General features: G+C 66.9%; 26 protein-coding genes. 11 read left to right on the top strand and 15 right to left on the bottom strand.

From position 1 onward, the window contains the following. Positions 1-29: 29 nt before the first annotated feature. Together ACPV3N_RS03255 and ACPV3N_RS03250 are read right to left on the bottom strand one after the other, a co-directional pair. A complete protein-coding gene (locus ACPV3N_RS03255) occupies positions 30-1,370 on the bottom strand; it encodes a peptidylprolyl isomerase (RefSeq protein ID WP_440114579.1) in 1,341 nt (446 codons plus the stop codon). Positions 1,371-1,502: 132 nt separating this feature from the next. Continuing rightward, positions 1,503-3,851, bottom strand: coding sequence for an LPS-assembly protein LptD (locus tag ACPV3N_RS03250; protein ID WP_440114577.1), 2,349 nt, complete (start codon positions 3,849-3,851; stop codon positions 1,503-1,505). Positions 3,852-3,955: 104 nt separating this feature from the next. On the opposite strand from ACPV3N_RS03250, the gene ACPV3N_RS03245 reads away from it, so the two are divergent. From ACPV3N_RS03245 to ACPV3N_RS03230, 4 genes are all read left to right on the top strand, one after another. Continuing rightward, positions 3,956-5,410 carry a leucyl aminopeptidase gene (locus tag ACPV3N_RS03245; protein WP_440114574.1) on the top strand — a complete coding sequence of 485 codons (1,455 nt, stop codon included), beginning with the start codon at positions 3,956-3,958 and terminating at the stop codon, positions 5,408-5,410. A 1-nt stretch (position 5,411) separates the two neighbouring features. Beyond that, positions 5,412-5,852, top strand: coding sequence for a DNA polymerase III subunit chi (locus ACPV3N_RS03240; RefSeq protein WP_440117419.1), 441 nt, complete (start codon positions 5,412-5,414; stop codon positions 5,850-5,852). 72 nt (positions 5,853-5,924) lie between these two features. Then, positions 5,925-6,347: a nucleoside-diphosphate kinase gene (gene ndk / locus ACPV3N_RS03235; protein ID WP_440114571.1), complete on the top strand. Its 423-nt coding sequence runs from the start codon at positions 5,925-5,927 to the stop codon at positions 6,345-6,347. Positions 6,348-6,436: 89 nt separating this feature from the next. After that, positions 6,437-6,877, top strand: coding sequence for a nuclear transport factor 2 family protein (locus ACPV3N_RS03230; protein WP_440114568.1), 441 nt, complete (start codon positions 6,437-6,439; stop codon positions 6,875-6,877). Positions 6,878-6,919: 42 nt separating this feature from the next. On the opposite strand, the gene ACPV3N_RS03225 is transcribed toward ACPV3N_RS03230, so the two are convergent. Both ACPV3N_RS03225 and purN read right to left on the bottom strand, forming a co-directional pair. Beyond that, complete coding sequence (locus tag ACPV3N_RS03225) at positions 6,920-8,119, bottom strand: sulfotransferase (protein WP_440114565.1); 1,200 nt, start codon at positions 8,117-8,119, stop codon at positions 6,920-6,922. Then, on the bottom strand, positions 8,119-9,081 hold the full coding sequence (gene purN, locus ACPV3N_RS03220) for a phosphoribosylglycinamide formyltransferase (RefSeq protein WP_440114562.1): 963 nt from the start codon (positions 9,079-9,081) through the stop codon (positions 8,119-8,121). Before purN ends, ACPV3N_RS03225 begins: the two co-directional genes overlap by 1 nt. A gap of 60 nt (positions 9,082-9,141) precedes the next feature. On the opposite strand from purN, the gene ACPV3N_RS03215 reads away from it, so the two are divergent. Continuing rightward, complete coding sequence (locus tag ACPV3N_RS03215; protein WP_440114559.1) at positions 9,142-10,194, top strand: AI-2E family transporter; 1,053 nt, start codon at positions 9,142-9,144, stop codon at positions 10,192-10,194. A gap of 13 nt (positions 10,195-10,207) precedes the next feature. Here the strand turns inward: ACPV3N_RS03215 and purM are convergent, their stop codons facing one another. Beyond that, positions 10,208-11,314 carry a phosphoribosylformylglycinamidine cyclo-ligase gene (gene purM / locus ACPV3N_RS03210; protein ID WP_440114556.1) on the bottom strand — a complete coding sequence of 369 codons (1,107 nt, stop codon included), beginning with the start codon at positions 11,312-11,314 and terminating at the stop codon, positions 10,208-10,210. A gap of 70 nt (positions 11,315-11,384) precedes the next feature. Here purM and ACPV3N_RS03205 point away from each other — a divergent pair, with 70 nt between their 5' ends. The 4 genes from ACPV3N_RS03205 to ACPV3N_RS03190 are packed head-to-tail and all read left to right on the top strand — an operon-like array spanning position 11,385 to position 14,364. Next, positions 11,385-12,653 carry a heavy-metal-associated domain-containing protein gene (locus ACPV3N_RS03205; protein WP_440114553.1) on the top strand — a complete coding sequence of 423 codons (1,269 nt, stop codon included), beginning with the start codon at positions 11,385-11,387 and terminating at the stop codon, positions 12,651-12,653. Beyond that, positions 12,650-13,264, top strand: a complete 615-nt coding sequence (locus tag ACPV3N_RS03200; protein ID WP_440114550.1) for a P-loop NTPase family protein — start codon at positions 12,650-12,652, stop codon at positions 13,262-13,264. Before ACPV3N_RS03205 ends, ACPV3N_RS03200 begins: the two co-directional genes overlap by 4 nt. Before the next feature lie 28 nt (positions 13,265-13,292). Continuing rightward, positions 13,293-13,997, top strand: coding sequence for a serine O-acetyltransferase EpsC (gene epsC, locus ACPV3N_RS03195; protein WP_440114547.1), 705 nt, complete (start codon positions 13,293-13,295; stop codon positions 13,995-13,997). Between the two features lie 7 nt (positions 13,998-14,004). Further along, positions 14,005-14,364: a DUF2794 domain-containing protein gene (locus ACPV3N_RS03190; RefSeq protein ID WP_440114544.1), complete on the top strand. Its 360-nt coding sequence runs from the start codon at positions 14,005-14,007 to the stop codon at positions 14,362-14,364. 70 nt (positions 14,365-14,434) lie between these two features. On the opposite strand, the gene ACPV3N_RS03185 is transcribed toward ACPV3N_RS03190, so the two are convergent. Both ACPV3N_RS03185 and ACPV3N_RS03180 read right to left on the bottom strand, forming a co-directional pair. Continuing rightward, the gene (locus ACPV3N_RS03185) at positions 14,435-15,367 is read right to left on the bottom strand and encodes an SDR family NAD(P)-dependent oxidoreductase (RefSeq protein ID WP_440114542.1); all 933 of its coding nucleotides are present in this window, start codon (positions 15,365-15,367) and stop codon (positions 14,435-14,437) included. 99 nt (positions 15,368-15,466) lie between these two features. Continuing rightward, entirely contained in the window at positions 15,467-16,147 is a 681-nt protein-coding gene (locus ACPV3N_RS03180) for an HAD-IA family hydrolase (protein ID WP_440114539.1), read from the bottom strand. A 62-nt stretch (positions 16,148-16,209) separates the two neighbouring features. Between ACPV3N_RS03180 and glmU the strand changes: the two genes are divergently transcribed. After that, positions 16,210-17,574: a bifunctional UDP-N-acetylglucosamine diphosphorylase/glucosamine-1-phosphate N-acetyltransferase GlmU gene (gene glmU / locus ACPV3N_RS03175; protein ID WP_440114537.1), complete on the top strand. Its 1,365-nt coding sequence runs from the start codon at positions 16,210-16,212 to the stop codon at positions 17,572-17,574. Positions 17,575-17,624: 50 nt separating this feature from the next. Beyond that, positions 17,625-17,852 carry a hypothetical protein gene (locus ACPV3N_RS03170; protein ID WP_440114534.1) on the top strand — a complete coding sequence of 76 codons (228 nt, stop codon included), beginning with the start codon at positions 17,625-17,627 and terminating at the stop codon, positions 17,850-17,852. Positions 17,853-17,859: 7 nt separating this feature from the next. Here the strand turns inward: ACPV3N_RS03170 and ACPV3N_RS03165 are convergent, their stop codons facing one another. From ACPV3N_RS03165 to ACPV3N_RS03130, 8 genes are all read right to left on the bottom strand, one after another. Continuing rightward, positions 17,860-18,096 (bottom strand): DUF1153 domain-containing protein, encoded by a 237-nt coding sequence (locus ACPV3N_RS03165; RefSeq protein ID WP_440114531.1) that lies wholly within the window; start codon positions 18,094-18,096, stop codon positions 17,860-17,862. Positions 18,097-18,232: 136 nt separating this feature from the next. Further along, entirely contained in the window at positions 18,233-18,583 is a 351-nt protein-coding gene (locus ACPV3N_RS03160) for a VanZ family protein (protein WP_440114528.1), read from the bottom strand. 14 nt (positions 18,584-18,597) lie between these two features. After that, positions 18,598-18,855 (bottom strand): ATP synthase F1 subunit epsilon, encoded by a 258-nt coding sequence (locus ACPV3N_RS03155; RefSeq protein WP_440114525.1) that lies wholly within the window; start codon positions 18,853-18,855, stop codon positions 18,598-18,600. Between the two features lie 4 nt (positions 18,856-18,859). Further along, the gene (gene atpD / locus ACPV3N_RS03150) at positions 18,860-20,317 is read right to left on the bottom strand and encodes a F0F1 ATP synthase subunit beta (RefSeq protein WP_440114522.1); all 1,458 of its coding nucleotides are present in this window, start codon (positions 20,315-20,317) and stop codon (positions 18,860-18,862) included. 12 nt (positions 20,318-20,329) lie between these two features. Beyond that, the gene (locus ACPV3N_RS03145; protein WP_440114519.1) at positions 20,330-20,713 is read right to left on the bottom strand and encodes a hypothetical protein; all 384 of its coding nucleotides are present in this window, start codon (positions 20,711-20,713) and stop codon (positions 20,330-20,332) included. Positions 20,714-20,726: 13 nt separating this feature from the next. Next, on the bottom strand, positions 20,727-21,596 hold the full coding sequence (locus ACPV3N_RS03140) for a F0F1 ATP synthase subunit gamma (protein ID WP_440114516.1): 870 nt from the start codon (positions 21,594-21,596) through the stop codon (positions 20,727-20,729). 28 nt (positions 21,597-21,624) lie between these two features. Then, entirely contained in the window at positions 21,625-23,154 is a 1,530-nt protein-coding gene (atpA, locus tag ACPV3N_RS03135) for a F0F1 ATP synthase subunit alpha (RefSeq protein ID WP_440114513.1), read from the bottom strand. Between the two features lie 36 nt (positions 23,155-23,190). Next, complete coding sequence (locus tag ACPV3N_RS03130) at positions 23,191-23,745, bottom strand: F0F1 ATP synthase subunit delta (RefSeq protein WP_440114510.1); 555 nt, start codon at positions 23,743-23,745, stop codon at positions 23,191-23,193. Positions 23,746-23,849 lie beyond the last annotated feature (104 nt).

The raw sequence follows: 23,849 nt of genomic DNA, 5'->3' as shown, positions 1-23,849 counted from the left end.
CCCCACCGGGACGAACGGAATGCCCGCCGTCAGTTGTATTCGATCACCGCGTCGTTGCGCAGGTCGCGCAGGTACCGCTGCGCGCGCTTGTTGATACGGTCGTCCTCGAGCTGGGACATGAGCTCGTCGAAGCTCGGCGCGCCCGCTTCCTGCGGGTCATCGCGGCCGCAGAGCATCAGGACGCTGACACCTTCTTCCAGCCCGCCGAAGGGCGGAGTCGTCTGTCCGATCTGCAAATCGAGCAGCATCGCCTGGATCTGTTCGGGAAGCGACCGCAGAACGATGCCGTCGCTGCTTGCGACCCGGGCGCCCATCGACGCGGCGACTTCGTCGGCGCTGCCGCACCCGCGCATCTGGCCCAGACCGTTGACGAACTTCTGCAGGCCGCTCTGCGCCTCGGCCTCGGAGGTACCGGGGGCAAACTCGAGCGAGATCTGCTTGAGGCTGAGAACGGCATCACGGGGGTCGGCCATGAGGACTGCCCGCTTGTCGATCAGCGCGAGGATCGAGAATCCGCCCGAATTCTCGATCGGTCCGACCAGCTGGCCGACCTGCATCTGGCGCGCGGCCACCGCAAGCTCGCTCGGCAGCATCTCGAGCCGGACGAACCCGAGGTCGCCGCCCGCCGCGGCGGTCGAGGACTGGGAGAACTGGCGGGCATAACCGACGAACGTGCCGCCCTGGCGGAGCTGTTCCATGATCCTGTCGATGTTCTCGAGAACCTGTTCCCGGTTCTCGGGCGTCGCCGCCATCCAGATTTCGCCGAGACGATATTCCTCGGTGCCGCGGCTCGCCTCGAGCCGGGCCATCATCTCGTTCACCTCCTCGGCCGACACGTTCACGAACGGCGCGACGTTGCGCCGCAGGAGGCGTTGCCAGGAAAGCTCGCCGAGGATCTGCCGCTTCAGCGAGGCCGGGGACGAACCGACCCGGTTGAGGTAATCGTCCATCGCCTGGACGTTCTGGCCGAAGTTCTGCGCCGCCACACGGGCATAGGTCTGGTCGACCTCCGCCTGACTGACCTCGATCTCCTGGGCCTTGGCCTCCTGGATCTGCAGCGTCTCGTCGATCAGGTTGCGCAGAACCTGGGTGCGGAGCCGCTGGAGTTCGTCGCCCGCGATCTCGCTCTTCGATGCCGCGAGCACCAAGGCGGCGCGCTGGTCGACATCGGTCCCGGTGATGATCTGCCCGTTGACGACCGCGGTGGGCTTGCGCAGGTTGGGATCGTTCTGGCCGAGAACGGACACGGTCCTGGGCAGGTTGAGCCCGCCTGCCTCCTGCGTCTCCTGCGCCGAAGCGGCGAGGGGGGAGATGACGAGGCCGGCAGCCGCCAAACCGCTGACAAGCTTGGAAAGTGTTCGTTCGATCACGCGTCGGTCCGTTTACGTCGACGCCCGGAAAAGGCGCCCGATGATGCCCGGGCGGGTGGGCCAGAACGGCTTAACCCAAGCTGAGTGCGCGGGCGTTAGCCGTTTGATCTTCGCCTGCCAACCGGACTTGCGTCAACGGAAGCCCAGGTTCCTAAGAGCGAAGTAGAATTGGAAGGTATTCCCGCGCCGCGCGTCGCCCTGGTCGAGGTAGTCGCGGCGCCAGGTCGCGCCCAGTTCGAGGCAGTCGTCCTGGTAGGCGACACCTATGCGCGTGCGAATGGGATCGAACCCGTCGGAGGCAAGGGTCGGATCCTCGCTGCGGTCGGTCAGGTTGAACACGCCCGAGCCGAACAGCGACCAGTAGCGGGCGAAAGCGACCCGGCCCGCGAGCCGGAGTTCCTCGCGGTCGCCCAGATCCTCGATCGTCGGCGCAATATCGCGGTTGAGCCGCAGGTAACCCATCTCGAGGTATGTCCGGCTCGATCCCACGGTCGCGTCGATTTCGTTTCGGCGCACCGCGAGGCTGTCCTTGTCGAGACGGAAGCGGTGCGTGAACTTGACAAAATCCTGATAGCGCACCTCGGTCCGGCCGACGAAATCGGACACCCGCTCGCTCAGGCCGGTTCCGTCTGGAAGGATGGTATCGCGGTTGTTGAGCCTGACCGACTGCCCGACCGTGGTCGAGATCCGCCAGTTGGTTCGCCGCAATTTCCAGTCCACCCCGTAGGTGATACTCGGCCCGTCCTCGATCCGGTCATAGCCGGGAAAGCGATTGAGCGAGAAGAGGTTCGAATCCTCGAGGTCGATTGCGCGGGCATCCTCGTTCGGCACCGCGAGGTTGCGGATCGGGGGAGTGACCACGATCTGCACGCGCGGTGTCAGCACCTGCGTGCCGCCGAATGCGGGACCGACAAGCGGCCATTCGAGATCGGCGGCGGCGAGGGCGACGCCGCGCGTCTCCCAGCCGGGGTTCCCGCGATAGATGGCCGTGGCGGTCAGTCCGTTCTCGTCCGAATGATAGACGTCGCCGCGCACCAGTCCGGTCAGGGTCAGCAGCTGGCCCCAGCCGGTCACCTGCTTCAGGTCCCACTTGGCACCGAGGAAGGCGCGCTGGGTGTCCTGCCCCTCGCTTCGGAACAGCGCCAGCGAATTGGCATGGAGTTCCAGCTTGCCTCCGCCCAGGAACGGCGTGTCGATCCTGCGGCGATAGTCGACCAGCGGCAGCGCGACCGGAACCTGGCCCTGGGGCACGCCCAGCCGCAGCGTCTGCGTCGCGTAGCCCGCGATCACGAGATACGAATCCTGGTCGATGCGCTCGATCTCCGCGATCGAGCGCAGGCGGTCGTCGCGGCTGATGTCGTAACGACGCAGAAACGTCCGGTCGCTCGTCCGGCGGGCCGAGAAGGTGAGGCTCCAGTTGGGGTCGAACTGAAACTTTCCGTTGGCGAACAGATAGCCGCGAAACCGGTTGTCGCCGCTGGGCGCGCCGCCGAAGGGATCGAGTCGCCGGCTGTAGGTCATGTAGCCGGTCACCTGGTAGGCGCCGAGGTCGGTCAGGTGACGCCACTGGCCTGACACCATCGGGGGCGCGCCGGTGAATGCGTAGCCGCTGAGAGTGAGATCCCTGTTCGGCGCAAGATTGAGGTAATAGGAGCCCGACAGCTCGAGCCCGTTGTTGCGGGAATACTGGATGTCGGGGATGAGGAAGCCCGACACCGGGCGGCCGTCCGTGCGCACGGCCAGCCCGGGAAGGGGGATCAGCCGCGCCCCGAAGATTTCCAGGTAGGCGCCCTGGAAGCGGACCCGTTTCTCTTCGGGCGAATAGGTCACCCGGTCGGCGGTGATCCGCCAACTAGGCTCGCGTGGGCATCCCGCGCGGTCGACCACCTCGCAGCCGGTGTAGGCGGCCCTCGTCAGTTCGATCGTGCCATCGGCCAGCCGCTTGCCGTTGGCCGCGGCCAGGCGGCCGCCTTCGCGCAGCGAAAGCAGAAGGTCTTCCATCGCCCCGGCCTCGAACTCGTCGGTGAGTTCGATACGGCTGGTGTAAAGCTGGTTGCCGTCCTCGTCCACGAAACGGACGTTGCCGGTCGCGACGATCTGCCCGGTCGAGCGACTCCAGGTGACTTCGTCTGCCCGAACCGACCGGTCTTCGCTGCGCAGCACGACGTTGCCGCTCGCGGTGACGGTGTCTTCGTCGGAGTTGTAGGCGACGGTGTTGGCTTCGAAGTTGATCTGCCGGTCGTTCGTGGGAGCGGGCGGCAGAGACGCGGCGTCGATCGGCGGCATCGGGGTCGTGAGGTCGGGCGGCGCGCCCTCGGGCTGGTCGGTCGTGCCCATGCCGGGCGCGGGTCCGTCCTGCGCGAACGCGGGCACGGCCAGCAAGGCAAGCGTCAATGCCCAGAGGCTCGCGGTGCTACCGCGACCCAAGGCGCGCAAGCGGCGGGCCGGGGCTTGCTGCGTTCCGATCGAAGCGGGGAGCATTGCTTGCCTATCGCAGCACTGCCGCCTAATCGCAATCGCCATCCTGACCCGGCGCGCGCCAGGACGCGCAGTTGCCGGGACGAACACAATTTGCCGGAGTTTCCATGCAGATCACCTTCGCCGATTCCATTCCCGCCGGTGCGGCAATTGTCGCCCGTATCGTCGACCAGGATGCGCTGCCGGGCGATCTCGAGCGGCCCATCGCCGAGGGCGCGCGGTCGGCCCGCTTCAAGGGACGCGCGGGGCAGGTTTTCGACGGTTTCGCCGAGCGTGAGGGCGAAGTGGTTCGCGTGGCGCTCGCCGGAGCGGGTGAGGCGGGCGACGAGGGGCGCCTCGCCAACCTCGAGAAAGCCGGAGCGGGACTTGCGGCGAGATACGCGTGTTCGGGTTCGGAGGAACTCGCGATCGAGTTCGGCGAGTTGTCGGCCGAAGAGGCTGCCGCCGTACTGATGGGCGTTCGCCTGCGCACCTGGCGCTACGACCGCTACCGCACGACGATGAAGGACGAACAGAAAGTCACCCTTCGCAAGGTCGTAGCCGTCGGCGCCGCTGATGGCGCCGAGGCCGCGTGGACCGATGCGGCCGCTGTCGCCGACGGGGTCGAGTTGACCCGGGAACTCGTGACCGAGCCTGCCAACGTGATCTATCCCGAATCGTTCGTCGAACGAGTGAAGGCTCCGTTCGAGGAGGCCGGACTGAAGGTCCGCGTGCTCGACGTCGACGAGATGACAAAACTTGGCATGGGGGCGCTGCTGGGGGTCGGACAGGGGTCCGAGCGTCCCTCGCGCCTGCTCGCAGTCGAATGGAACGGCGGGGCTGACGGAGAGAAGCCTACCGCGATCGTCGGAAAGGGCGTCACGTTCGATACCGGCGGCATCAGCCTGAAGCCGGGCCCGGGCATGGGCGACATGAAGTGGGACATGGGCGGCGCGGGCGCGGTCGCGGGCGCCATGCTCGCGCTCGCCAAGCGCAAGGCGAAGGCCAATGTCGTGGCGGTCATGGGCCTCGTCGAGAACATGCCCGACGGCAAGGCGATGCGCCCTGGCGACGTCGTCACCACGATGAGCGGCCAGACCGTTGAGGTGCTCAACACCGATGCCGAGGGACGGCTGGTGCTCTGCGACGCGATCACCTGGGTGCAGAAGGAGTACGATCCGGCCGCGATCGTCGATTTCGCCACGCTGACCGGAGCGATCCTGATCAGCCTCGGGACCGAGCATGCCGGGCTGTTCTCCAACGACGACGCGCTTGCCGATGCGCTGTTGAAAGCCGGACGCGAAAGCGGCGACAAACTGTGGCGCATGCCGCTCGGCCCGGCCTACGACAAGCTGCTCGATTCGCAGATCGCCGACATGCAGAACATCGGTCCGCGAGAAGGCGGCTCGATCACCGCGGCGCAGTTCCTCCAGCGCTTTGTCGACAAGGGGCGGGCATGGGCGCATTGCGACATCGCCGGCATGGTCTGGGCGGCAAAACCCGGCGCGACCTGGGGCAAGGGAGCGACCGGTTACGGGGTCCGGCTGATCGACCGCTACGTGCGCGACGTACTGGAGAGCTGATCTGAAGCAGCTGAGCTTCTACCTGTCGGGGGAGCGCCCGGTCGACCAGGTGCTCCCCGTCATCATGCGTGGCGCGATGGCCAAGGGCCAGCGCGTGCTCGTCGTTTCGGGCGACGAGGCTGACCTCGACCGGTTGAGCGCGGCGATGTGGAGCACCAACCCGGCCGCGTTCGTCGCCAACGGAAAGGCCTCGGACGCACACGCGGATCGCCAGCCGATCCTGCTTTCGACGCGATGCGACGCGGTGAACGGTGCCAACGTCGTGGCGCTTGCCGACGGCGTCTGGCGCGACGAGGCGGAGCGGTTCGAGCGCGCCCTGGTGTTTTTCGACGAGGGTAAACGGGAGGCGGTGAGGGCGATCTGGCGCCTGTTCGACGGCCGCGAGGATATCGAGCGGGAATATTACGCGGTCGAAGGCGGCAAGTGGGTGAAGAAAGCCTGACGCTTGCGCCCCGCGCGGCTCGCCGCTAGGGGCGCGCGCAATTCCCCCAACCCCGTTCGCAAGGATCCTCCCATGGCGGTTACCCACACCTTCTCGATCATCAAGCCCGATGCCACGCGCCGCAACCTGACCGGCGCCGTCACCAAGATGCTCGAGGACGCCGGGCTGCGCGTCGTCGCCAGCAAGCGCATCCACATGACCCGCGAGCAGGCGGAAGGCTTCTACGCGGTGCACAAGGAGCGGCCGTTTTTCGGCGAGCTCGTCGAATTCATGACCAGCGGTCCCGTCGTGGTGCAGGTGCTTGAGGGCGAGGACGCCGTGAAGCGCAACCGCGACGTCATGGGCGCCACCAACCCGAAGGACGCCGAGGACGGCACGATTCGCAAGACCTTCGCCGAAAGCATCGAAGCCAATTCGGTTCATGGCTCCGACTCGGAAGAAAACGCCAGGATCGAAATCGATTATTTCTTCAAACCGGAAGAAATCGTCGGTTGATCACTGCCGGGGACCGGCTGGACCGGTCCCCGCCTCTGAATGTCGATTACGCTGGTGATGGCGCGCGCGCGCGTGTTACAGCGCCGGCCATGCCCTGGGGTCGTAGCCAGAAGAGCAAGGCTCTCGTCGCGCGCTTCGTCGCGGCAACGAACGCGCACGACGTCGATGCGATGCGCTCGCTCGTGAGCGACGATTTCACCTATATCGACAGCTGGCGTGAAGGCGTTTCGGGCCGCGATACCGTCATGGTGGGTGTCCGGCGGCTGTTCGAAGCCGACCCGGGTTTCAGGATCGAGGTCGAATCGACCAGTTTCGCCGACCCGTTCGTGCTGATGCGGGGGTGGGCGAACAGCTCGGTGTCCGCTTTCGGCCGTCGCCGCGCGGTGTGGCGCGCGCGCTGCGAGAACGGTCTCATCGTCGAATGGCAATCCTGGGCCGAAGGCGGTCCGCCCGCAATGAACCGGACCTATTCGCCCGAGGCGACCGAGGACATGTCGGACCGCGCCAGCGCCCCGCCGACGGCGGCCTGACGTCAGGCGAGGTCGGCGCCCCCTGTCGACCGGCATTGAAACCTAGCCCGATGCGTCCGCGAATCGGTTGACCGTTCTGGCGTGGGCGCGATGGGGAGAGCGGGTCGCGATCCGCTGTTCGCGCTCCATGGCCTCGCGTGCCGCCGGCAGGAGCGCCAGGCCGAGCAGGGCATACACGCCTGCGATCGCGCTGCGCCAGTCGGTATCGAGATCCTCGAACGAGACGTGGGCCACCGGTCCCCGGTGCGCGGCGAGGGCGCTTTCCAGCCGCTTCTCGCGCAAGGCTAGCTTGCGCCGCCATTCGGTCCGGATGGCCCCGGCGTCGCGCATCCGCGACTGGAACGCCGACTGACCCGCCACCATCGAGACCGTGCTGTCCAGGACCGCATCGCTCGCTCGGGACGTGACGATCACGCGGGCATCGGGAAACTGCGCGAGAAGCGCGGGCAAATCCTCCGCGTATTGCGGGCATTTCAGCACGCGCGGGCGGGCGGCGTCCCTCATCGCGACCGCATCGGTCCGCAGGACACGGGCGAACTCGCGGTACACCGGTGCGGGGTCGCTCGCCTCGCTCCACGCGACGTAGGAAGGGATGTGCCACTGCGCTTCGTAGGCACAAGGCGACAGTGCGGCCGACAGCCAGCCGATCTCCTCGTCGGCGCGCGTGGCGCCGAAAGGATGGAAGGTATCGAGCCAGGGGTTGATCCTGCGCGCGACCGCCAGCGCGAACGCCGCCTTCAGCGGTCGCCAGTCCGGTCGGGCGGGAACGGGATCGAAGCTGTTGCAGAACCGAGTTGCCGCCAATGCCGGATCGGCCGCCAGGAGCCGGTGGATGCGCGTCGTCCCGCTGCGCATCTGGCCGGCAATGACGATCGGGGGCGCAATCGGTGCCGTGGCCAGGTCCGGGCGGGCGCACCACAGGCGTCCCAGCGCGTGCCGCTTGCGTATCGCCCCGGTCAGCTGTCCATAAGCCATCGTGTGGCCCAGCGCGTTGAGCCGCGCCTCGTCGGTGAGCGAGCGGCACAGGCGATCCAGCCGTTCGCGGAAGTCGCGGCGATCTTCCTCGCTCCGCCCGGCGGCTTCGTCCTCTGCGCCGAAACCGCGCGCGCCGACCCGCCACAAGGCGTCCGGGTCGAGCGGCGGCCTCGGGGCTATCCCGCTGCGCCAGATTGCCGCCACCGCGCGGTCGGCAAGCCGTGCGGCGGGCGCGACCGCCAGGGGGTGCGGGCGTGGTGGTGCCATCAGAACTCGTCGGCGATGTCGAGCAGCCGGGTCACCGACTTCGGAGCCACCGTGCGCCAACTCCGCTGAAGCCAGTCGGCCACGTGGTTCCAGTCGAGATCCGGGCGGTTCAGGATTACCCCGATCCAGCCGCTCGCGCCGTAGTAGGCGGGCTTGTGGTAGGCGTGCGGCTGCGCTTCGACGAGGCCTTCGAGTTCGTCCATGCTGGCAGTCTTGACCAGCAACGAGACATGCGGCGTGCCGTGATGCTGGTCCGAGAAATAGGCGAAAAACTTGCCCGATTTCTCGCTTCCTGCCCGCCAGCCCGGCGAACCATGGCTTTCGCGTTCGTGGGTTCCGGGCAGGTCGAGCGCCAATCCGCGCACCTGCTCGAGCAGCCACCTGGGATCGCTCGGGCGCGACACGTATTCCTCGAGAACCCGCGAATATAACTGGTGCTCCGCGATCAGCACCCGCGCGGCGAGGCTCGCTTCGGTGTCGCCGGGCAAGACCGCGACCCGGGTCTGGCCAAGCACTTCGCCGGCGTCGAGTTCTTCGGTAACTAGGTGCACGCTGCACCCCGCGTGGCTATCCCCTGCGTCGAGCGCGGCGCGGTGCGTATGGAGGCCGCGATACTTCGGCAGCAGCGAGGGATGGATATTCAGCATGCGATCCTTCCATCCGCGCACGAAATCGCCGCCGAGGACGCGCATGTAGCCGGCCAGCGCCACGTATCCGGCGCCCGAATCGCGGATCGCGGCATCCATCGCGGCGTCGTGCGCGGTCCGGCCCATGCCCTTGTGGCTGAGGGCGAACGTCGGCACGCCTTCCGCCCGGGCAAGCTCCAGCCCCGCTGCGTCGGGATCGTTGCTGGCCACGAGCACGATCTCGTACCTGCTGCCGGCCCGCCTGCTGGCGTAGAGCAGCGCTGCCATGTTGGTGCCGCTGCCCGATATGAGCACCGCCACGCGCGCCTTCGCCAACCGGATTCTCCCGCAGTCCATCGAGGAACCTACTACCCCGACGGGGGCTTGTGCCAGCAGATGGGACCTCCGCTCAAGCCCCGCTCCGAAGATATACCGTACCTGCGCCGGCTCGGCTGGACCGTGCTCGTTGCAGCGGTGCTGTTGATCGTCTGGCGTGCATCCGATCTCCTGCTGCTGGCGTTCGGCTCGGTCATCGGTGCCGTCATGTTCCGCAGCGCCGGAAGGCTGTTCGAGCGGATCGGGGTGCGCAACCGGACCGTGGCGCTTGTCTTCGGGATACTCCTGTCGCTCGCTCTGTTTGCCATGGTGGGCTGGCTGATCGCCGTACAGTTCGGCAACGATGTCGCGGCGATGATCGACAACCTCCCGGAAATCGTCGCCTCGATCGAGCGAACGGTGAGCGTGACCCCGGTGGGCGAGGCAATCGTCCGCGCGGCAGAGGCGGCCGTCGCCGGCAGCGCGATTGCCGACCGGCTGGGTGCGCTGGCGGGCGGGGCGGCGGAAGTGCTGCTCAACTTCCTCATCGTCATGGTGGGCGCGCTGTTCCTCGCGGGCAACCCGCGTCCCTACATCCGCGCGACCGTACTGCTGACCCCTCCCGCCGGCCGCCAGGTAGTAGAGCGCGCACTCGACCGGATGGGGCTCGCGCTGCGGCTCTGGCTGAAGGCGAAACTCGTGACGATGACCGTAATGGCGATCCTCATCGGCGGGTCGTTCCGGCTGGCGGGGGTGGAAAACTGGGCTGCGCTCGGCCTGCTCGGCGGATTGGCGGAGTTCATCCCCTACGTCGGGCCGGCGGTCGCGATGCTGCCGGCGGTCGGCCTGGCGGCCGCTCAGGGAAGCGACGTGCTGGCCTACACTCTGGTGGCTATCGTCACGGTTCGGGTGGTCGAGGCGTGGCTGATAACGCCGGTGGTGAACAGGCAGGTGGTCGATATACCGCCTGCGCTCACGCTGTTCACGATCCTGGGTGCGGGGGCCGTGTTCGGGATCTACGGAGTGTTCTTTGCCGGGGCGCTGCTGGTGGTCGCTTTCGTCGGGGTGCGTGAAATCTACCTGCGCGATACGCTGGGCGAGGATATCGGCGCGATTCCCGGCAAGCGGGAGTAGCCCGCCGCGCAGCTCAGGCGAGGTGGCGTGCTTCCCAGTCCGCGCGGCTCGCCCATGTCCCCGCCGACCCGCGCACGGTACAACCGCGCGGCCCCTCGACGACTTCGCCGATACGCGCGACGGTTTCCCCATTTGCCTCGAGATCCGCGGCGACTTCGCGCGCGAGTTCCGACCGCACCGCCAGGACCATTCCGATACCGCAATTGAACGTGCGGGCCATCTCGCCCGGCTCGATCGTCCCCTGCGCCTGCAGGAACGCCATCAGGCGGGGCTGATCCCATGCGTCGGCGTCGATCACCGCGTGCGTCCCTTCGGGAAGGACGCGCGGCACATTTTCGAGCAGGCCGCCGCCGGTAATGTGCGCCAGCGCATCGATCCGGCCCGCGCGGACCAGTGGCAGCAAGGCCTTGACGTAGATCCGCGTGGGAGCGGTCAGCGCATCGATGAGCAACGTCTCGGGGTCGAACAGGGCGGGGCGGTCCATCCGCCATCCCATGTCCTCGGCGAGCCGGCGGACCAGCGAATACCCGTTCGAGTGGACGCCGGAGCTTGCCAGGCCGAGCAGGACATGACCCGGCGCAACTCGATCGCCGGTCAGCTGCTCTCCGCGTTCGACCGCGCCGACGCAAAAGCCGGCGAGGTCGTAGTCGCCCTCCGCGTACATCCCCGGCATCTCGGCGGTCTCGCCGCCGATCAGCGCGCAGCCGGCCTGCTTGCACCCGTCCGCGATGCCCGCGATGACCCGCTCCGCGATGCCGTTCTCGAGTTTGCCGGTGGCGAAGTAGTCGAGGAAGAAAAGCGGTTCGGCGCCCTGAACGACGAGGTCGTTCACGCACATCGCGACGAGGTCGATCCCGACGGTATCATGGCGGTCGTGCTCGATCGCGAGCTTGAGCTTGGTGCCGACGCCGTCGTTCGCGGCGACCAGCAGCGGATCGTCGTAGCCGGCGGCCTTCGGATCGAAGAATCCGCCGAAGCCGCCAAGATCGCTGGTCGCTCCGGGCCGAGCGGTCGCCTTCGCCATCGGACCGATCGCCCGCACCAGTGCATTGCCGGCGTCGATCGAGACCCCTGCGGATTCGTAGGTGTAGGAGCGCGGGGGCGGGCCATTCGAAGTCATGTCGCCGCCCTGACGCATTCGCGCTTGGATTTCCATGCCCGTTTGGGCAAAAGGCCGCCAGTTTTCCCCTATGGCACCCATCCAGTCCCTTCCGCGCGACCCCCGCCGCGTCACGATCATCGTCGCAGCCGGGCTGATTGCGGCCATACTGCTCGTGCTCGGCGGTCGGGCCCTCTACGCCCAGATCGCGGGAGATCGCGGAATCGCGGCGGTCGCCGCCTCTGGCGATATTCAGGTCGGCGGGATCGAGGTGGACGTGACCGCCAAGACCGCCGAGGAAGCGCGCGAGGAAGGGTGGCGGCAGGCGATGAAGCTCGCCTGGAAGAAGATCGACGGGCCCGCGATCCCGGACGGGCAACTTTATTCGCTGGTATCCTCGGTCGTCATCGAACGCGAGCAGCTCGGACCCGGCCGATACATCGCCCGGCTCGGGGTGGTGTTCGACCGCGCCCGCGCGGGCGGCCTGCTCGGCCGGGGCGAGAACGTCCAGCACTCCGCGCCCCTGCTGCTCGTTCCCGTCACCTTCAGCGCCGGGACGCAGACGGTCTACGAAATCCGCAATCCGTGGCAGCGGGCCTGGGCGGAATATCAGCCTGGCGCGAGCAAGATCGACTACGTGCGCCCGACCGGCGCGGGCGGCGATTCGCTGCTTCTCACCTATGGGCAGGTCGGGCGGCGCAGCCGGACCTGGTGGCGAAATGTTCTCGATCAGTTCGGTGCTTCGGACGTGCTGATCGCAATCGCCAACCTGGACTACTCGTACCCCGGCGGTCCGGTGAAAGGCACGTTCACTGCCCGCTACGGACCCGACAGCGAATTCTTGCAGACTTTCACCCTCACCGCGCGGAACCAGGACGCATTGCCCGACATGCTCGATCGGGCGGTGCTGCGGTTTAACGCGATTTACGAAGCGGCGCTCGAGGACGGCAGGCTCAAGCCCGACTCTACGCTCAACCTCGGTGCTCCCCAGATCGATCCCGCGCTCCAGCGGCTGATCGAGTACGGGCGCGCCGCCGAGGCGGCGGAGCGCGCGCGCGAAGTAGAGGCAACCCCGGCTCCCGCGCCCGGCGAAACCCCGTCGCCAGCGCCGGCACCGGCGGTCGTCTCAAGCTTCTCGGTCCAGTTCGCGACCCCGAACGCGGGGGCGTTCGACGCCTCGCTCGCCGCCGTCCGCGCGACGCCGGGAGTGCGCGGCGCGGCCGCGACGAGCACGGCAATCGGCGGCACCTCGGTGATGACCGTCAGCTTCTCAGGAGACGTCAACGCGTTGGCCGCCGCGCTGCGGTCTCGTGGGTTCACCGTGCGGCAGGCCGGGGCAGGCCTCGCCATCAGCCGGTGACCGGGCAAATCGCCCTGCCGCTGACCGTGCGGCGGGCGGACGACCCGGGCCGGATCGTCGTCGGCAACGCCAACCGGGCTGCGATCGATGCGCTGTCAGATCCGTCTGCATGGCCCTATGGAACGGCAATCCTCGCCGGTCCTCCGCGGAGCGGAAAGTCCTTGCTGGCGAGGTGGGCAGGGGGACAGGGCGACCTCGAGATCATCGATGGTGCCGACGCGGTTGACGAGACCGACCTGTTTCACCGCTGGAACCGCGCGCAGGAAAGCGGCCGGGCGCTGCTGATGGTGTCCGATCGCGATCCCTGGGACATAGTCCTGCCCGACTTGCGCAGCCGTCTGGGTGCGGCGCTCCACCTCGAGATCGGCGTGCCAGACGACGAAATGGTGGGGGCACTGATCGAAGCCCACGTCGAAGCGCGTGGACTTGCGCTTGGCGAAGGCGCGCTTACCTATCTGATCCCGCGGCTCGAACGCAGCTTCGCCGGGATCGAGAACGTGGTGGCGGCGATCGATCGGCTCAGCCTCGAGCGCAAGACGGCTCCCACGCTTTCGGTCTGGCGCGATGCGCTGGAGGCGGTGCAGGGCGCGGAGCAGCCCCGCTTGCTTTGATGCGCGATCGGTGGGAGATTCGCGGCAGATGCTTGATGAACTGAAGGCCTACCTGGATTCGGTGCGCGCGCGAGATCCTGCCCCGCACTCGCGATGGGAAATCCTGCTCTATCCTGGCGTGCTGGCCCTGGGCATGCACCGGGCGGCGCACTGGCTGTACGAGGCGAAGCTCTATTTCCTCGCTCGGTTCGTAAATCATTTCAGTCGTTTTCTGACTGCTATCGACATCCATCCGGGAGCGCGGATCGGCAGGAACCTGTTCATCGATCATGGTTTCACCGTCATCGGCGAAACGGCCGAGATCGGGGACAACGTCACCATCTATCAATGCGTGACGCTTGGCGGAACCAATCCGGCCAACGGCGTGGGCGGCAAACGGCACCCGACGATCGCTGACGGCGTCATCATCGGTTCGGGCGCGCAGGTAATCGGGCCGATCACCGTGGGCGCGCGTGCGCGGATCGGCGCCAATGCGGTCGTGACCGACGATGTCCCCGAAGGGGCCACGATGATCGGCCTGAAGGCGCGCAGTACCCTTGTCCCGGCCGAGGAATGGATGAAGGAATTCCTCCCCTACGGGACCCCGTGTGACGATCCCTGCGCGCCGGGGCGCGACTGCGTCGAGAAGCTCGAGAACGAGCTTGCCGCGCTGCGCGCAGAAGTCTCCGAGCTCAAGGCCGCCCTGAGCGATGCCGAGCCGGTTGGACGCCGCGGCGGGGCCAAGCGCGGATGAGCGCGGGATGAGCGTCGGGGGACCGGGCGGCGGCTCGATCGTTCCGTTTCCAGCGCGCATCCCCGGCCAGATCGGTTTCGAGCGCGACGAGCTCATGCGCATCCTCGACCTGTACGGCCGCATGGTGGCCGCCGGCGAATGGCGTGATTACGCGATGGATTTTACAAGGGATTTCGCGGCCTTTGCCGCTTTCCGCCGAACCGCGGAACGGCCACAGGCGCGCATCGAAAAGCGCCCCGCGCTGCGCAACCGGCAGGGCATGTGGACGCTGTTTGGCGAACACGGCCAGATCCTCAAGCGCGGTCACGAACTCGCCGGTGTCCTCGCGCCTGTCGAGCGGCGGCTGGTCAAGGCGGTCGAAGGCTGATCCAGGGACCGGGTATGAAAAACCCCGCGTCACCGGCGCGGGGTTTTCGTTCCAGGTGACCCGACGAGGACTACCCCCGTGTTGAACTGGGGCCCCCGTCGCCCATGACCTTCTGCATGGCCTTCAGGATCGCGCCCGACTGCTCGGCGCCCGAATTGGGAGCATGGAGATTGGCCTGGGCCGAAATCTGCTCCCAGTGCGCCGCGAAACCTTCCACGGTGCGCTCGTCCTCCGGCAGCCAGACGGCGTCGTTCATCATCACCCACGCAGAGTGGTAACCGCCGCCGCCGGCGCCCACGATGGCGTTTGTCGGCGCATCCTCGCTGACGAGGTAGAGTGCTGCCGGGACGACGTTCTCGGGCGCGAAGAGCTTGAACGCCTGTTCGGGAAACAGGTCCTCGGTCATGCGCGTACCCGCGACCGGCGAGAGCGTGTTGACCCTGATGTTGTACTTGGCCCCCTCGAGCTGGAGCGTCTTGGTGAGTCCCGCGAGGCCGAGCTTGGCAGCCCCGTAGTTCGCCTGCCCGAAATTGCCGAACAGCCCCGTCGACGAAGCGGTCATCAGGATGCGGCCGTAGGCCTGCTCGCGCATCAGTTCCCAGCACGCCTTGGTGACGAAGGCCGAGCCGGTGAGATGGACCTTGAGCACGAATTCGAAATCTTCGGGGCTCATCTTGGCAAAGGTCTTGTCACGCAGCACGCCGGCATTGTTGATCAGGATGTGGACGCCCCCCCACTTCTGCTTCGCGTCGGCGACCATCTTTTCCATCTGATCGAACTCGGTCACCGAGCCGCCGTTCGACATCGCCTCGCCGCCTAACTTCTCGATTTCTTCGACGACCTGGAGCGCCATGTCCGAATGGCCGGTGCCATCCCGCGCGCCGCCCAGGTCGTTGACCACCACTTTCGCGCCCCGGCGTGCCAGCTCGAGCGCATACTCTCGGCCCAGGCCCCCGCCAGCGCCCGTGACGATCGCGACCTTGTCCTTGAACGAAATGGTCATGGCAATTTTCTCCAATCGATCCGGCACGCAGGTTTACGCGCCCGTAAAGCAGGTCACGCGGTTGGCACCAATTGCGCCGCGATGCAACCGCACACGGGCTCAGCGCGACGGAGCGACGGATTCCAGAGCGCGAATGCAATCGCCGATGCGGTCTATCACGGCATCGCCGCCGAGTTCGGCTGGCGGCATGTCGCAATAGCCGTAGCCTGCCACGATTACCGGGACCCCAGCGGCCCTTGCCGACATGACATCGTAACTGCTGTCGCCGACATAGGCGAACCGGCCCCCGCCGAGCCGTTCGCGCGCCTCGATAATCGGGTCGGGGGCGGGCTTCGATCGTCCCTTGCCAAGGCTGTCCCCCCCGAGGATCAGGTCGAACCGGCGCGAAAGGTCGAGCGTGTCGAGGATCTGCCGCGCGAAGCTTTCGAACTTGTTGGTCAGAAGCGCGAGCCGCACGCCGCGAGCGGCCAACGCCTCAAGCACCTCGACCGCACCCGGATAGGGCCGGGTGTGAACGCAGTTGTTCGCCGCGTAGTGGGCGAGCAACTCCTTGTAGAGCGGGCGGAACTCGTCGTCGGGCAGGCCGCCGCGCGCATCGATGACCCGTCTGAGCATCATTTTCGCTCCACCGCCGATCGCGTCCTCTATCTCCTCGACCGGGACGGGGTCGTAGCCGCCTGTCCGCAACGCGTGGTTGACCGCCTCGCCGAGGTCGCGGTGGGTGTCGAGCAGCGTGCCGTCGAGGTCGAACCCGACGATGTCGAAAGCAAATTCCCTCATCGCGCTGCACCGGTAGCGGGGATTCTTCCAACCGCAAGCAATCGGTGGCATGGCCTGCCGCCATGAACACCACACGTGAATTCGCCGCCATCATCCTTGCCGCAGGCAAGGGGACCCGCATGAAGAGCGACCTGCACAAGGTGCTTCACCCGATCGGCGGCCGGCCCATGCTGCACCACCTGATGGCAAGCGTGGACCGGCTCGGCCCTCGCGAGACGGTGGTCGTGGTGGGCAGCGGGCGCGAGCAGATCGAGGCTGCGGTATCGGGACGTGCGAAGACCGCGCTGCAAGAGCCTCAGCTGGGCACCGGCCACGCCGTGCAGCAGGCTGAGGAGCAGCTGGCCGGCTTCGACGGTGACGTCCTCGTCCTTTACGGCGACGTGCCTTTCGTAAGTCCTGAAACGATGCGACGGATGCTCGACCGTCTGCACGAGGACGACGCGCCGCCCGCGGTTGTGCTGGCATTCCGGGCCGGCGATCCTGCCGCGTACGGACGGGTGATCTCCCACGACGGTCGAACGATCGCGAAGATGGTCGAATTCAAGGATGCCTCCGAAGAAGAGCGGGCGGTCGACCTGTGCAATTCGGGCATGCTCGCGGCGCGCGCAAAGGACCTGTTCACGCTGCTGGGGCGCATCGGCAACGACAACGCGGCGGGCGAGTATTACCTCCCCGACATCGTGATGACCGCCCTTGCGGACGGGCGCGCGAGTGCGTGCATCGAGACCGACGAGGCCGAGGTACGCGGGATCAATTCGCGGGCCGAACTCGCCGCCGCCGAGGTGCAGTGGCAGGAATTCCGGCGCGAGGAAGCTATGGCGAACGGCGCCTCGCTCCGCGCGCCCGAAACCGTGTTCTTCAGCTACGATACCGAGATCGGCCGCGACGTGACCGTCGAGCCGAACGTGGTCTTCGGCCCGGGGGTGAAGGTGGCTGACGGGGCGAGAATCAAGGCTTTCTGCCACATCGAGGGCGCGACGATAGGCGAGGGCTGCGAGGTCGGCCCATTCGCCCGGCTCCGCCCCGGCGCGGTGATGGAGAAGGGAGCCAAGGTCGGCAACTTCGTGGAGATGAAGAAGGCCGTGCTGGGCGAGGGCGCGAAGGCCAGCCACCTGACCTACCTTGGCGATGCCGAGGTGGGGGCGGGGGCCAACATCGGGGCGGGGACCATCACCTGCAACTACGATGGCTATTTCAAGCACCGCACCGTGATCGGCGAACGCGCCTTCATCGGATCCAACAGCGCGCTGATCGCGCCCGTGCGGATCGGCGCCGATGCGATAGTGGCGGCCGGCAGTGCGGTCAGCCGCGATGTCGTCGCGGGCGAGCTGAGGATGGTCCGTGCGGAGCAGATGGTGAAGCCTGGCTGGGCCGACCGCTTTCACGATGCGATGAAAAAGAAGAAAGCGGCGGAGAAAAAAGCCTGAACGAGGAGCCCTCGACATGCTGGCTCTGCCGGCGTCCGCTGGGAGACAAGGTGCAGCAGCACCACACTGTTCCCAAGGCCAAGAAGGGCCGGGATACGGTCCCGGTCCATCCGATCTGCCACCGGGCGATCCATGCCAACTTCACCAACGCGGCGCTCGCGCGCATCGGCGGAGACCTTGCCGCATTGCTCGAAAACGCGGCGCTGGCGAAGTTCCTCGAATGGGTTGCCGACAAGCCACCCGACTTCCACGCGCCGACACGAACGGCGCGAAGGTAACGACAGATCAGGCGGTTTCCCTGGCCTCTTCCGCGACCTGCTGGTCGACCTTTTCTTCCCACTGGCGGAATTCGCTTCGGCTCAGCAGGTAGCGCCAGCGCGCTTCGTCGAACGTGATCAGTTTGTCGCGCACCGCGCGGACGACGTCGGCCTTGCGCTGCTCGGACCAGTGGACCTTGTGCGACCTGGGAAGTCCGGCGCGCTTGATCGCTGCCGAAACCGTGCTGTCATATGGGTACGCCATGCAATTCACTCCTCGACGCCCCCGTCCGAAAGCGACGGTGTGCGCCGAGGGTTAATTCGGTCTTGCGAGTACTGGTTTACAGGGCGTTGAGCATCCCGGTCGTGCAGGATGCGCGCCGAACCGACTGCCCGCCCGGTTAACCGCGCCCAAGGATCAGGCGTGTTGCGGCGAGCGCGACGATCGCAGCCGCCATGTCCGCTGCCCAGTCGCTCCACTGGGCGTGGCGGTTCAGCGCCGGAATCGTTTGTGCGATTTCGATGACCCCGCCGAATGCGGCGAGCCAGACGAACAGGATGAGCACGGAGCGGTCGCGCCAGCCGGCGGCGGCGAGCACCCCCAGGGTAACGAAGGCGAGAATGTGCTGCACCTTGTCGCCGGGTCCGCCGGGCAGTTCCGGGGGCCGGGGAAGCAGCGCCATGACGAGCGCGAAGGCGGCCGCCACGAAAAACGCGCGCCGCAGCCAGAGCTGCGTGCGCGCGTCACTCATCAGCTTGCGGATGATCAGGCCTCGACGTGCTCGGCGAGCACCGTCAGGCCATTCTCGCCCACCTCGGCGAACCCGCCGCGAACTTCGATGTGCTCCGGCGCCGCGCCCTCGGTGCGAAACACCTGGATCGCGCCGTCGCGAATGGTCGACATCACGGGCGCATGGCCCTCGAGCACGCCGAAGTCGCCTTCGGTGCCGGGGACGACCACCATGTGGACGTCCTCGGACCGGACCAGCTTTGCCGGCGTGACCAGCTCGAAGTGCAGGGCCATTGTCTTACGCGTCCTCGGCCAGCTTCTTGGCCTTTTCGACCGCTTCCTCGATCCCGCCGACCATGTAGAAGGCGGCCTCGGGCAGGTGGTCGTACTCGCCGTCGACGACCGCCTTGAACGACTTCACCGTGTCCTCGATCTGCACGAACTTGCCCGGGATGTTGGTGAACACCTCGGCCACGTGGAACGGCTGCGAGAGGAAGCGCTGGATCTTGCGCGCGCGGGCGACGGTCAGCTTGTCCTCCTCCGACAGTTCATCCATGCCGAGAATGGCAATGATGTCCTGTAGCGACTTGTACTTCTGCAGCACTTCCTGGACGCGGCGGGCGGTCTGGTAGTGCTCCTCGCCCACGACGCGCGGCTCGAGCACGCGCGAGGTCGAGTCGAGCGGGTCGACCGCCGGGTAGATGCCGAGCTCGGAAATCGCGCGCGAAAGAGTGGTGGTCGCATCGAGGTGCGCGAACGAGGTCGCCGGCGCCGGGTCGGTAAGGTCGTCCGCGGGAACGTAGATCGCCTGCACCGAGGTGATCGAGCCCTTGGTGGTGGAGGTGATGCGTTCCTGCAGGTTGCCCATGTCGGTCGACAGGGTCGGCTGATAGCCCACCGCCGAGGGGATGCGGCCAAGCAACGCCGACACTTCCGAACCGGCCTGGGTAAAGCGGAAAATGTTGTCGACGAAGAACAGCACGTCCTGGCCTTCCTGGTCGCGGAAGTACTCGGCCATGGTCAGGCCCGAGAGCGCGACGCGGGCACGGGCGCCCGGGGGTTCGTTCATCTGGCCGAACACGAGCGCCACCTTGGAGCCTTCCGAGGTCGCGTTGCCATCGGCGTCCTTGGCGATGACGCCCGCGTCGAGGAATTCATGGTAGAGGTCGTTGCCCTCGCGGGTGCGCTCGCCGACGCCGGCGAACACCGACACGCCGCCGTGGCCCTTGGCGATGTTGTTGATCAGTTCCTGGATGAGCACGGTCTTGCCGACGCCCGCACCGCCAAACAGGCCGATCTTGCCGCCCTTGGCATAGGGGGCGAGGAGGTCGATGACCTTGATGCCGGTGACGAGGATGCTCGCCTCGGTCGACTGGTCGACGAACAGCGGCGCCTCGGCATGGATCGGAGCGGTCATGTCGCTGTCGATCGGGCCGCGCTCGTCGATCGGCTGGCCGACGACGTTGACGATCCGGCCGAGCGTCTTCGGGCCGACGGGGACCGAGATCTGGGCACCCGTATTGATCACGGGCTGGCCGCGGGTGAGACCCTCGGTCGCGTCCATCGCGATCGTGCGCACGGTGTTCTCGCCAAGGTGCTGGGCGACCTCGAGGACGAGCTTGTTGCCGTTGTTGTCGGTTTCAAGCGCGGTCAGGATCGCCGGCAGTTCGCCTTCGAACGCGACGTCGACGACGGCGCCGATGACCTGGCTGATGGTGCCGGTGGTGGTCTGGTTCAGGACGGGAGCGGTTGCCATGGTATATGTTTCCTACTGGCTTTCGGAAGCTGCGGTTTCGGTGGGTTCGGCACCGTGTTCGGTGCAGACATTTGCGGGATCGGCGAGCACCCAGCCGGTCTTGTCGGCATTGGGGCTCAGGGTCGCCTTGTGGCGAAGGTACTCGTCATCGCCCAGGCTGTAGTCGCACACGACATTGGGCGAACCCATGCCGGCGCGCTTGCAGGTGGCCTGGTTGACGGGTTCACCGCCGTTGCAGGCAGCTGCAAACGCGGCCGCGAAATCCTGCGTGTCGGGGGCGGGCAGGGTGGGTGCCGGCGCCACCGGTGCCGCCTGGGTGGCGGCCGGCTCGGGGGCGGGTTCCTGTCCACATGCGGCAAGCGCGAGAACGGGAAGAAGGAAAGCGATCTTGTTCACGTGTCGACCCTGGTCAGAGCGCTTCCGCGCCCGCGATGATTTCGATGAGTTCGGTGGTGATCGCGGCCTGGCGGCTGCGGTTGTACTGGATGGTAAGCTTGTTGATCAGCTCGCCCGCGTTGCGCGTGGCGTTGTCCATCGCGGTCATCGAGGCGCCCTGCTCGGATGCCTGGTTCTCGAGCAGCGCACCGAAGACCTGGGTCTTGAGGTAGCGCGGCAGAAGCTCGGCGAGGATTTCCTCCTCGTCGGGCTCGTACTCGACCGCGGCCTGGCTCGCCGTCGCCGTCTCGGGCGCGGGGACAGGGATGATCTGCAGGCGCGTGGGTTCCTGCGTCAGCGCCGACTTGAACTTGCTGTAGAACAGGTGCGCGACGTCGAACTTGCCGGCCTCGTACATCTCCATGAGTTCGGCGACGATGCGCTCGGCCTCGTCGTAGCCGGGTTCGCGGACATCGGTCGTGTCGAACATGCGGGCGATGTTCTGCGGGTGCGCGCGGCGGATCGGCGCGCGACCCTTCCGGCCGACCAGATAGAAATCGACCTCCTTGCCGGCGGCCTTCAATTCCGCCGCCTTGGCAAGTGCGGCGCGCACGATGTTCGAGTTGAATGCGCCGGCCAGCCCCTTGTCGCTGTTGGCGACGACGAGCAGGTGGCGCTGTTCCCTGCCGGTGCCGGCGAACAGCTTCGGCGCGCCTTCTCCCGATACCTTGCTCGCGAGCGAGGCCATGACCTTGCCCAGCCGCTCGGCATAGGGACGCGCGGCCTCGGCCGCCGCCTGCGCCTTGCGCAACTTGGCGGCCGCGACCATCTGCTTGGCCTTGGTGATCTTCTGGGTCGACTTGACCGAGTTGATCCGACCCTTGAGTTCCTTCAGCGAGGCCATTTCGGCTCCCTAGCTAGTCTTCTCGGGTTCAGGCGTACTGCTTGGCGAACGCGTCGAGGGCGGCCACGGTCGACTTCTTCACGTCGTCGCCGAAGTCGCGGGTCTCGCGGATCGTCTTTAGCACGTCTGCGTGTTCGGCGCGCATGAAGGCCAGCATCCGGGCTTCGTAATCGGTGACCTGGTCCACCGGCACGCTGTCGAGGTAACCGTTGGTGCCGGCAAAGATCGACACGGTCTGCTCCTCGAACGGCATCGGCTGGAACTGCGGCTGCTTGAGCAGCTCGGTCAGCCGCGCGCCGCGGTTGAGCAGCTTCTGGGTCGAGGCGTCGAGGTCCGAGCCGAACTGCGCGAAGGCCGCCATTTCGCGGTACTGTGCCAGCTCGAGCTTGATCGAGCCCGACACCTTCTTCATCGCCTTGGTCTGCGCGGCGCCGCCGACGCGGCTGACCGACAGGCCGACGTTGATCGCCGGGCGGATGCCCTGGAAGAACAGGTTCGTCTCGAGGAAGATCTGGCCGTCGGTGATCGAGATCACGTTGGTCGGGATGTACGCCGACACGTCGCCGGCCTGGGTTTCGATGATCGGCAGAGCGGTGAGCGAGCCCGAGCCGTTCTCCTCATTCATCTTCGCCGCGCGCTCGAGCAGGCGGCTGTGGAGGTAGAACACGTCGCCAGGGTAGGCTTCGCGGCCCGGCGGGCGGCGCAGCAGCAGCGACATCTGGCGATAGGCGACGGCCTGCTTGGAAAGGTCATCGTACACGATGACGGCGTGCATGCCGTTGTCGCGGAAGAATTCGCCCATGGTGCAGCCGGTGTAGGGCGCGAGGTACTGCAGCGGCGCGGGCTCCGAAGCGGTCGCGGCGACGATGATGGAATATTCCATCGCGCCGTTTTCCTCGAGTGTCTTGACGAGCTGCGCGACGGTCGAGCGCTTCTGGCCGACCGCGACGTAGATGCAGTAGAGCTTCTTGCTCTCGTCGCCGCTGGCGTTGACTTCTTTCTGGTTGATGAAGGTGTCGATCGCGACGGCCGACTTGCCGGTCTGGCGGTCGCCGATGATCAGCTCGCGCTGGCCGCGACCGACGGGGACGAGGGCGTCGAGCGCCTTGAGACCGGTCTGCACGGGCTCGTGCACCGACTTGCGCGGGATGATGCCGGGCGCCTTGACCTCGACGCGGCGGCGCTCGTCGGACACGATCGGGCCCTTGCCGTCGATCGGATTGCCGAGCGCGTCGACCACGCGGCCGAGCAGGCCCTTGCCGACGGGGACGTCGACGATGGTGCCGGTGCGCTTGACGCTGTCGCCTTCCTTGATCTCGGCGTCGGAGCCGAAGATCACGACGCCGACATTGTCGGCCTCGAGGTTGAGGGCCATGCCCTGCACGCCGTTGGCGAATTCGACCATCTCGCCGGCCTGAACCTTGTCGAGCCCGTGAATGCGGGCGATGCCGTCGCCGACCGAGAGCACCGAGCCGACTTCCGAGACTTCCGCCTCGGTGCCGAAGTTGGCGATCTGGTCCTTGATGACCTTGGAGATTTCTGCGGCGCGGATTTCCATGACGTGATGTACCTTTTCAGGGACGGGCTTGCGCCCTTAGGCCTTCATGGCCTGGGCAAGGGAGTTGAGACGGGTGCGGATCGAACCATCGATCCGCTTCGACCCCACGGTGACCACGAGCCCGCCGAGCAGGTCCGGGTCCACCTTGGTGGAAAGTTTCACGGTGCGGCCTTCGCGCTGCGTCAGCTTCTGGCGAAGCTGATCGATCTGCGCGTCGGTGAGCGCGTGGGCGCTGGTGACCTCGGCGGTCACTTCGCCGCGCTGGGCAGCGGCGATCGTGCGGAACGCGCGGACCATGTCGGCGAGGTGCGACAGGCGGCCGTTCTTGGCCAGCGTGCCGAGGAACTTCTTCGTCAGGTCCGACAGGCCGAGCGCGGTAGCAACTGCTTCGATCGCGGCCCCCTGCGCCTTCCGGCCGATTTCCGGGTTGGTCGTCAGCGCGCGCAGGTCGGCCGATTCGGCGAGCGCGGCGGCAAGTGTGTCGAGGTCCGATTCGACCGCCGTCACCGTCCCCGCCTCGCTGGCGAGTTCGAACAATGCAGAGGCGTAACGCCCTGCGAGGCTAGCCTGAATACCGGCGGAAATATCCACGCGCGATGGTCCTCTTGGATCCGGGAAATTCGATTTTGGGCTTCGCCGCGAAGTGGACAGCCGCAAGGCTCCCCGGGCAAGGCTGGCGCGCCCCTATCACCGGG

This window comes from Tsuneonella sediminis, assembly GCF_051912845.1.
Lineage (GTDB): Bacteria > Pseudomonadota > Alphaproteobacteria > Sphingomonadales > Sphingomonadaceae > Tsuneonella > Tsuneonella sediminis.
Note: the sequence above shows the minus strand (reverse complement) of the source record. Positions and strands in the feature narration are given on the sequence as shown.

Coding starts and splice junctions, on each gene's coding strand:
- glmU (WP_440114537.1), top strand. CDS start 16,210: ATGAACACCACACGTGAATTCGCCGCCATCATCCTTGCCGCAGGCAAG.
- atpD (WP_440114522.1), bottom strand. CDS start 20,317: ATGGCAACCGCTCCCGTCCTGAACCAGACCACCACCGGCACCATCAGC.
- ACPV3N_RS03205 (WP_440114553.1), top strand. CDS start 11,385: ATGGCACCCATCCAGTCCCTTCCGCGCGACCCCCGCCGCGTCACGATC.
- purM (WP_440114556.1), bottom strand. CDS start 11,314: ATGACTTCGAATGGCCCGCCCCCGCGCTCCTACACCTACGAATCCGCA.
- ACPV3N_RS03250 (WP_440114577.1), bottom strand. CDS start 3,851: ATGCTCCCCGCTTCGATCGGAACGCAGCAAGCCCCGGCCCGCCGCTTG.
- ACPV3N_RS03190 (WP_440114544.1), top strand. CDS start 14,005: ATGAGCGTCGGGGGACCGGGCGGCGGCTCGATCGTTCCGTTTCCAGCG.
- ndk (WP_440114571.1), top strand. CDS start 5,925: ATGGCGGTTACCCACACCTTCTCGATCATCAAGCCCGATGCCACGCGC.
- ACPV3N_RS03180 (WP_440114539.1), bottom strand. CDS start 16,147: ATGAGGGAATTTGCTTTCGACATCGTCGGGTTCGACCTCGACGGCACG.
- ACPV3N_RS03165 (WP_440114531.1), bottom strand. CDS start 18,096: ATGGCGTACCCATATGACAGCACGGTTTCGGCAGCGATCAAGCGCGCC.
- ACPV3N_RS03160 (WP_440114528.1), bottom strand. CDS start 18,583: ATGAGTGACGCGCGCACGCAGCTCTGGCTGCGGCGCGCGTTTTTCGTG.
- ACPV3N_RS03230 (WP_440114568.1), top strand. CDS start 6,437: ATGCCCTGGGGTCGTAGCCAGAAGAGCAAGGCTCTCGTCGCGCGCTTC.
- ACPV3N_RS03245 (WP_440114574.1), top strand. CDS start 3,956: ATGCAGATCACCTTCGCCGATTCCATTCCCGCCGGTGCGGCAATTGTC.
- ACPV3N_RS03140 (WP_440114516.1), bottom strand. CDS start 21,596: ATGGCCTCGCTGAAGGAACTCAAGGGTCGGATCAACTCGGTCAAGTCG.
- ACPV3N_RS03225 (WP_440114565.1), bottom strand. CDS start 8,119: ATGGCACCACCACGCCCGCACCCCCTGGCGGTCGCGCCCGCCGCACGG.
- ACPV3N_RS03155 (WP_440114525.1), bottom strand. CDS start 18,855: ATGGCCCTGCACTTCGAGCTGGTCACGCCGGCAAAGCTGGTCCGGTCC.
- ACPV3N_RS03185 (WP_440114542.1), bottom strand. CDS start 15,367: ATGACCATTTCGTTCAAGGACAAGGTCGCGATCGTCACGGGCGCTGGC.
- atpA (WP_440114513.1), bottom strand. CDS start 23,154: ATGGAAATCCGCGCCGCAGAAATCTCCAAGGTCATCAAGGACCAGATC.
- ACPV3N_RS03215 (WP_440114559.1), top strand. CDS start 9,142: ATGGGACCTCCGCTCAAGCCCCGCTCCGAAGATATACCGTACCTGCGC.
- epsC (WP_440114547.1), top strand. CDS start 13,293: ATGCTTGATGAACTGAAGGCCTACCTGGATTCGGTGCGCGCGCGAGAT.